We start from the raw sequence: 7,427 nt of genomic DNA, 5'->3' as shown, positions 1-7,427 counted from the left end.
ACGTTTCCAAGAATGGGATGTAATGGAGGAAGACCACATAATCCCCAGAGCATTAGGCGGCAAGGATGAATACAACAACCTTCAACTATTACATCGACACTGCCATGATGAAAAAACCTTTAATGACTATTAGAAATTAGAAAAATAAATCATTCCAAATTCCTGGGCAAATTATCCCAATTCTGGGATGAGTATGTCTGGGAATGGATTGATGACATTCCCAGTTATATAGGTCACAAAGGTAGGAAGTCTGACAATGACAAATAGATAACACACTGAGTAGCCGTGTGCGGTGAAAGTCGCAAGCACGGTTTCGGATGGGAGGGGTGATGCAGTAATGCACACCTCGACCCTAACACAGAGGCAAGTCGTACCCCTCCTCTTAAGCAAGCTACGCGCAGCGTCTGGTAGAGAAGCGCGGGCTACGCCAACGCAGCTGTGGATGGGGAGTTGGTTTAATAGCAGAGGTAGTCATTACACTCAATATTTTTTCATCTAATGTAATGATTGTATATTTAGTTACAACAATAATTAGTATTAGTGGGAAAAGTAGGTTTAGTAGGATGTTTTGTATAAATCCTCAATTATTCTGTTATGAAAAAATAGCCAATACTAAAAGGATACAAGAGGTAAGAAGTTTTTTATTTCTAAGCTATAGCCTAAATAAAATTACTTAATTGCTATTTATACGACATGAATTTATCGAAAAAAAGTAGGAAAAGTAAGAAAAGTAGGATATTTCCAAATATGTATAACATCACATGACATAAACTGTATAATTGCTTGTGTAACTTATAAAATTAAGAGTTGAACTGATGGGTATTCAAATGTTAGATTTAGGAATGTCAATAGTAAATGGAGATATTTCTGCAACCTTATTTGAGGAGTTGAACGAGACACAACAAAGCTCAATTGTTGGCGGCAGCACAGTTAACGATTTAGAAGCAACGTTTGGTGCTACCCAATCCCTTGCAGGAGCAGCAGGACAGACACTGACTGCGATTGAACGTGAGGCAGTAACTGGGCAAGGTCAGATAGGGCAAAAGTCAGGAGGAGTATTAGGAGCTACAGGTAATACAGTATTCAACGCTTTAGGTGGCTAAAAAACACTACTCATATAAATTACAAGCTTTTAGTTGCTATCTATGGAAATCTAGTAGTTTTCTTGACAAACTTGAGTAATAAATTGATTCAAAAGTGTTTAGTAGTTAGCACGACTGTACTCCTCTGTTAACTGCTTGGTGAAAACTGCTGGTTCTTTTAGCAACTAACACAACAATTATTTATCACTAACTAATTTTCGATCTTTCCAGTAGTTTAAGGCGTTTTAAACTGGCTTTTTCAAGTTAGTTTAAAACGCTTTTTCCTTAATTAGTAAGTGGATATTTTTGGCTTTTACTTAAAGTGGTATTGATAAATTTAATAGTTAAGGGAAGAGTATGTTAAAAAACTTCTGGTACACCTGCGAATTCAGCTTTGCTGTAACTAGTAATACCAATTCTGTATGAAGATGCACTAAACCATAAGTACAAGAAAGAAAAACGTAGATGCCAAGCGGCTTGCCGCAGGCTACCGTAAAGGAGGCATTCGCGTAGCGTCTCGTAGAGAAGGACACAAAGAAAGAAGTTAAAAGGGTTTGGCGCAGCCTCACAAAGAAATGGTATAAGCCCAAACGTATCACAATGCTAAACCAGGAATTTGTCGTGTACCGCAATTCTGTTGGAAATGTTGTAGTATTTCTAGACCAATGTCTTCATCGCGGTGCGGCACTCTCTTTAGGTCGTGTGGAAAACAACTGTATCCGATGTCCTTGCTCACGAAATCAACAACCCAGTTAGTTTCATCTACGGCAACCTCCAGTATACTGATGATTACATTCAACAGCTGCTGCTGTTAATTAAGCTTTCTGCGATCGCAATGCCTATCGGTAAAAATCAGCGCGAGTAGTTTTTCACCCATAAGTGCGATCGCACTTATAGGGGGAATTGCGCCTGAATTGTTCGGTTCTACCACTGTCATCAGTACACAAATAGCTATAACCTCTTAAGTAGTAGTGAAATTTCTACCCTAGACGCTGTTAGTCGCTCTTGAATTAAGGGGTGAAAGCCTGTGTACAAATGGATATTGCCAAGTCTGAGCGAAATCTTGGCTGAAAATCAATCAAGTGTGGCTGAATGTTCACCTGCTAAAGCAGAGCGGCAGTGGCGTGTCAGCCTCGCAGCGACAGAACATTTGCTATTAAATACTTTAGCAGGTGCTTCAGTTGACACAACCCAAGGATTAGTTTTAGCTGCACCAGCACCCTTATTTAGTCAGCCAAAACTAACTCAAAGCTTACAAACAGTAACCTTTACGGCAAAACCATTTAACCCCTTGGCGCTGATGCCATTTCAGATGCCAGGTGCAATCGCGTCTGTAAATGAAGAAATCGCTCCCCATGAATCGGTACTTCCGCTATTACCTGCCGATCCACTAGGTGCAGAACAGTTTTGCTTGGTTTTTACAGATAAATTTAGATTAGTACTGGTTTTAGCAACCCACAAAAACGGTAAAAAAACCTTTTCATTTTCTTTTGAGCCAGAGGTAGTACAACAGGCTTGGCGATCGCTAGGAGCAAGGGTAATGCTGGCTAATCCAGAATTTTTTGCCCGCCTGGATACATTAGTACAACACTATTCTCCGGTAGCGCCAGATTGCCGCATCATAATTGAGTTTAGCCAGTTGTTGCTTCAGGAATTAACAGAAGCAGAAGAGACTAAGGACTCTTTAATAGGGACTGGAGACAAGGAAGACAAAGAAAATAACCCATGTCCAATCCCCAAAGCCCAATCCCCAAATCCTGATGTAGAATTGCTCCAAGCTTTCGCTCACGAAGTCCGCACACCTTTAACAACTATTCGCACCATGACTCGCCTGCTGCTGAAGCGGCGAGACTTAGATGCTAGCGTGATCAATCGTTTAAAAATTATCGATCACGAATGTACCGAACAAATTGACCGCATGGAGTTGCTGTTTAAGGCAGCGGAATTGGAAACTACTACCTCAGCAAAATCGCCAAAAACTCAACTCACGCCGATGTCTTTAGATCAAGTGTTGCAGCAGAGCATTCCCCGTTGGGAACAAGCAGCGCATCGGCGGAACTTAACTTTAAATGTTGTTTTACCCCAGCAACTACCAACTGTGGTAAGTAATCCCATGATGCTGGATCAGGTACTTACCGGTTTGATAGAGAATTTCACTCGCAGCTTACCTGCTGGTAGCCATATTCAAGTACAAGTTATCCCGGCGGGAGATCAACTTAAGTTACAATTATCGCCCCAATTTGGGTGCAAAGATTCAAGTAAAACCGCCATACCTGCAACGCCACCAATTCGCAAAGCTCTAGGTCAATTGCTGATGTTCCAACCAGAAACGGGTACGATTAGTTTGAATATCGCCGCAACCAAGCATTTATTTCAAGCGATCGGCGGCAAACTCATTGTGCGCCAGCGTCCACACTATGGGGAAGTTTTGACGATTTTCCTCCCCTTAGAAGTTAGCAATAAACATAAATTAGGAGCTAAAACTTAGGAGTGAAGATTCATTAACTATTTTTCAAAATTATAAATATTCACTCTAAATTAACCTGAGTTCAATAAACCTCTCCCTGCCTTGAACTTTAGTTCAAGTCTGTCCCTCTCCGAGTCGGAGAGGGACAGGTTTTACGTAGTAAAGCCAGGGAGAGGTCTTTTTATCAAATATTAGGACTTATACCAATTCACAAATCGCAATTCGCAATGACGCTCTCTACGAGACGCTAAAAGCGAACGCGGACTCGCTAACGCTACGCTAACGCAATTAAAAAACTTAGAGATACTTGCTTTTTTGGGTTTACATCTATTTCATAATTTTAGTGATACCAATTCAAATAATGTTTGCGACACATCAATTATTTGTAAGCTTAACTCATCGTAAGTCTTTCCGGCACGCTTCTGCGATCGCTAATTTTCTTGAATTTCCGTGGGGAAATCTAGTTATTAGTCATTAGTAGTAATGACTAATGACTAAAATTTTTATAACTCAAATAGGATTGCTATAGCACCATAAAGTTAACTCAGGGGATAATTGTAACGTAACTCATCACTCATTTTATATTGCGATCGCTTTTGGGGTATCGCCAACGCTTGGCAGTTGCACTGTAAAAGTGGAACCTTCATATAATTTACTTTTCACAGAAATAGAACCGCCAGAGCGCACCAGCAATTGCTGTACAATTGTTAACCCCAACCCAGCACCACCATAATCTTCATTGGCTGCTGTACGCACACGATAAAATCGGTCAAAGATTTTGGAAATCTCGCTTTCGGCAATACCGATACCTGTGTCGCGGAATTCTAATTGGACATAATCGCCTTGAATTCGGGCACGCACCCATACTTCACCCCCATTAGGAGTAAACTTAATGCTGTTGTGCAGCAGATTAATCACAATCTGCCTCAGCCCACCACTCACACACCAAATAGATGGAAGTTCAGTGGGTACGGTGTAGGCTAGCATAATCCCTTTTTCTTGGGCTAGAGGTTGGTAGGTACTAACTACTCCAGGTACAATATCTGAGAGCCGCACCGACTCTAAAGCTGTTCCTTCTAAATTACGTTCCAGTTGCACCAGTTCCAACAAACCAGTAATCAGGGAATTTTGCTGATCGCACTGGGTATTTAACATCTGTAAATAACGTTGTCGCTGGGGGGGTTTAAGATTAGGGGAATTCAATAACGAAAGTGCTGTCTTCATGTGCGTCAAGGGTGTACGCAATTCCTGACACACATTTTTTAAGTATTCATCTTTGAGTTGCTCTTTGTTTTGCAGTTCTTGATTTTGCTGGTGCAACTTGGTAGTGCGTACTTTGATGATTTGACGATTAATTTCATCTTGTCGCAGGAGTTGTTTTGCAAACAGTTGATTCATCAGTACGCCTTGAGGCGCAGTTGGACAAGTAAAATCAACAGGAATTGGGGATGATTCTGGCGTAATCGCTTGTTCGATACCATCTAATACTTGCTGAATTACTCTCCCTTCAAGACTATTTATAATTAGTAACGGCTGGTTTTTATTAGTATTTACCTTCCCCGATGTCTTATTTTTGTGTTTTTTAAGTGGTCGATGAGCCAAAATTAAACTGCAAAACTGGGGCGATAACACCATCAGAAAGTTTTCCCGTCGCATTTGGCTATCTGGTGATAGGTGAACGGGGACATGATGAGGGAATGAGGGGGATGAAGAAGATGAGGAAGATGAGGGAGATGAGGGAGATGAGGAAGATAAGGGGGTATTTTCTTCCCCTGCAACGCCAGCTCCCTCATCTTCCCCTGCTCCCCCATCTCCCCCTTTTTCACTCTCGTCAATCTGGCAAGTATAAATGAGACTAGACGCACCTACCGAGGATTGATAACGCGCTAGTTCTGATTGCCAAATTTTTTCTGGTGGTAGCTTCACCCATAAAGTGGCTGCAATTTGCTGCTCAATTAGTAAGTCAATTTGCGCTCTCACCAGTGATAGCAGAGTAGCAGGACTGAGGGACAATGGTTTAGGAGGCGCTTGCACTCCCATAATTAGTTGATAAACAGACAGATCCTTAGCCAGAGAAACATTCATGAGTCAAGCACAACTTGAATGAAGCAAGAAATAACTCTGTCTTCGATTTTCACCTTTATGTGTGCATTTTTTACAAAATTCCCACGGAAATAAACATTAACTATAAAAAACTCTACAAGGGAGTGGGGAGTGGGGAGTGGGGAGTGGGGAATGGGGGATGGGAGATGAGGGAGCAGGGGGAGCAGGGGGAGCAGGGGGAGCAGGGGAAGAATAAGTATTAATTATTAACCAATGCCCAATGCCCAATGCCCAATGCCCCATGCCCAAATTAAGGTTGTATGTTCAGTTTTTGGTGTAAAGCGTCGCGTGCGTGTTCTCGGTCATCAAAATGGATTTTTTCGGTGCCGAGAATTTGGTAGTCTTCATGACCTTTACCAGCAAGTAACACTCCATCACCGGGTTGTGCTTGTAAAATAGCGGTACGAATTGCAGTAGCCCGATCGCAAATTACAGTTGGCTGTACTGTGTCAGGAATTCCCGCTAAAATATCTTGCAAAATCCGTTCTGGGTCTTCAGTCCGGGGATTATCTGATGTCACCACTGCAACATCAGCTAATTCAGCAGCAATTTTACCCATTTTTGGACGCTTAGTGCGATCGCGATCGCCTCCACAACCAAACACGCAAATCACCTTACCAGGTATAAACGGGCGTGCAGCTTTCAGCAGATTTTCTAAACTATCGGGTGTGTGGGCATAATCCACAATCACGCTAATATCTTGGTCAGGGCTAATCTGTACCCGTTCCATCCGTCCGGGAACTCCTGGGAACTCAGGTATCACAGATGCCACTAACTGCAAATCTAGCCCTAAGTGTAAAACTGCTCCTACGGCTGCGAGAAGATTTTCTAAATTATATTGTCCGACTAGGGGCGATCGAAAAGCTACGTCACCTTTTGGTGTATGTAATGTACCACTGACACCATTCGGCTGGTAACTTAAATCACTCATCCATAAATCAGCGCTGTTGTCGTTGACACTGTAACTCCAAACGCGCTCAGAATCTAACAAGGCAATTAACCGCTTCCCGTAAGAATCATCAGCATTAATTATTGCCCGTCCCTTGAGATAATCAGGGCTAAATAACAATGCTTTGGCGGCAAAGTAATCTTCCATATCGGTGTGATAATCGAGATGGTCTTGAGTAAGATTACTGAACACTGCCACCTCAAATTCACAACCCAAGACTCTACCTTGGGCCAAAGCGTGAGAACTTACTTCCATCACCCCGAACTCACTACCAGCCTTTACAGCCTCTGCTAGCTGCTGTTGCAGTTCCACTGCAAAGGGCGTAGTGTGGGTAGCAGTTTGCTCAAAACCTGCCCAACGAGTGTAGAGAGTTCCCATCAAAGCTGTAGCTAGATTAGCTTTAATGAGCAGAAATTCAATCAGATGAGTAGTTGTGGTTTTGCCATTTGTACCAGTCACACCTACCAGCTTGAGTTTTCGCCCTGGATAACCGTAAAAAGCACTAGCTATCTGGGCACAAGCTTGAGTTATGTTACTTGCACTAATGACCACAGCCTCATTTGTGGGAGGATTTTTTTGTGCAGCTTCGGGAGAGACGATCGCAGCTACAGCCCCCGATGCGATCGCACTTTGCCAAAATTCCCCACCATCAACCCGCCTTCCTGGCATCCCAATAAACAAATCTCCCGCACTACAAGCATGGGAATTCGTCTTCAAACCCCTAACTTCCACATCCTCCATCGGATGGCTAGGCAATTGTTCAACACTGTCTACCGCCGTTAGTAATTCCCGCAATTTCATTTTGTGAACCTCGTCACCTTCTTGA

General features: G+C 42.6%; 7 protein-coding genes. 5 read left to right on the top strand and 2 right to left on the bottom strand.

Annotated features, from left to right (window positions below):
- Window positions 1-22 precede the first annotated feature (22 nt).
- The 5 genes from LC586_RS21635 (at window position 23) to LC586_RS21615 (ending at window position 3,570) form a co-directional block, all read left to right on the top strand.
- A complete protein-coding gene (locus tag LC586_RS21635) occupies window positions 23-133 on the top strand; it encodes an HNH endonuclease (protein WP_229486751.1) in 111 nt (36 codons plus the stop codon).
- 682 nt (window positions 134-815) lie between these two features.
- The gene (locus LC586_RS21630) at window positions 816-1,103 is read left to right on the top strand and encodes a hypothetical protein (RefSeq protein WP_229486748.1); all 288 of its coding nucleotides are present in this window, start codon (window positions 816-818) and stop codon (window positions 1,101-1,103) included.
- 579 nt (window positions 1,104-1,682) lie between these two features.
- Window positions 1,683-1,838: a Rieske 2Fe-2S domain-containing protein gene (locus tag LC586_RS21625; protein WP_229486747.1), complete on the top strand. Its 156-nt coding sequence runs from the start codon at window positions 1,683-1,685 to the stop codon at window positions 1,836-1,838.
- On the top strand, window positions 1,783-1,947 hold the full coding sequence (locus LC586_RS21620) for a histidine kinase dimerization/phospho-acceptor domain-containing protein (RefSeq protein WP_229486746.1): 165 nt from the start codon (window positions 1,783-1,785) through the stop codon (window positions 1,945-1,947). The genes LC586_RS21625 and LC586_RS21620 overlap by 56 nt, the downstream gene beginning before the upstream one ends.
- A gap of 162 nt (window positions 1,948-2,109) precedes the next feature.
- Complete coding sequence (locus LC586_RS21615; RefSeq protein WP_229486745.1) at window positions 2,110-3,570, top strand: sensor histidine kinase; 1,461 nt, start codon at window positions 2,110-2,112, stop codon at window positions 3,568-3,570.
- Window positions 3,571-4,128: 558 nt separating this feature from the next.
- On the opposite strand, the gene LC586_RS21610 is transcribed toward LC586_RS21615, so the two are convergent.
- Window positions 4,129-5,634, bottom strand: coding sequence for a DICT sensory domain-containing protein (locus LC586_RS21610; RefSeq protein WP_229486744.1), 1,506 nt, complete (start codon window positions 5,632-5,634; stop codon window positions 4,129-4,131).
- A 268-nt stretch (window positions 5,635-5,902) separates the two neighbouring features.
- The gene (locus LC586_RS21605) at window positions 5,903-7,402 is read right to left on the bottom strand and encodes a UDP-N-acetylmuramoyl-L-alanyl-D-glutamate--2,6-diaminopimelate ligase (RefSeq protein ID WP_229486743.1); all 1,500 of its coding nucleotides are present in this window, start codon (window positions 7,400-7,402) and stop codon (window positions 5,903-5,905) included.
- Window positions 7,403-7,427 lie beyond the last annotated feature (25 nt).

The sequence above is a fragment of the Nostoc favosum CHAB5714 genome, assembly GCF_020829495.1.
Lineage (GTDB): Bacteria > Cyanobacteriota > Cyanobacteriia > Cyanobacteriales > Nostocaceae > Nostoc > Nostoc favosum.
Note: the sequence above shows the minus strand (reverse complement) of the source record. Positions and strands in the feature narration are given on the sequence as shown.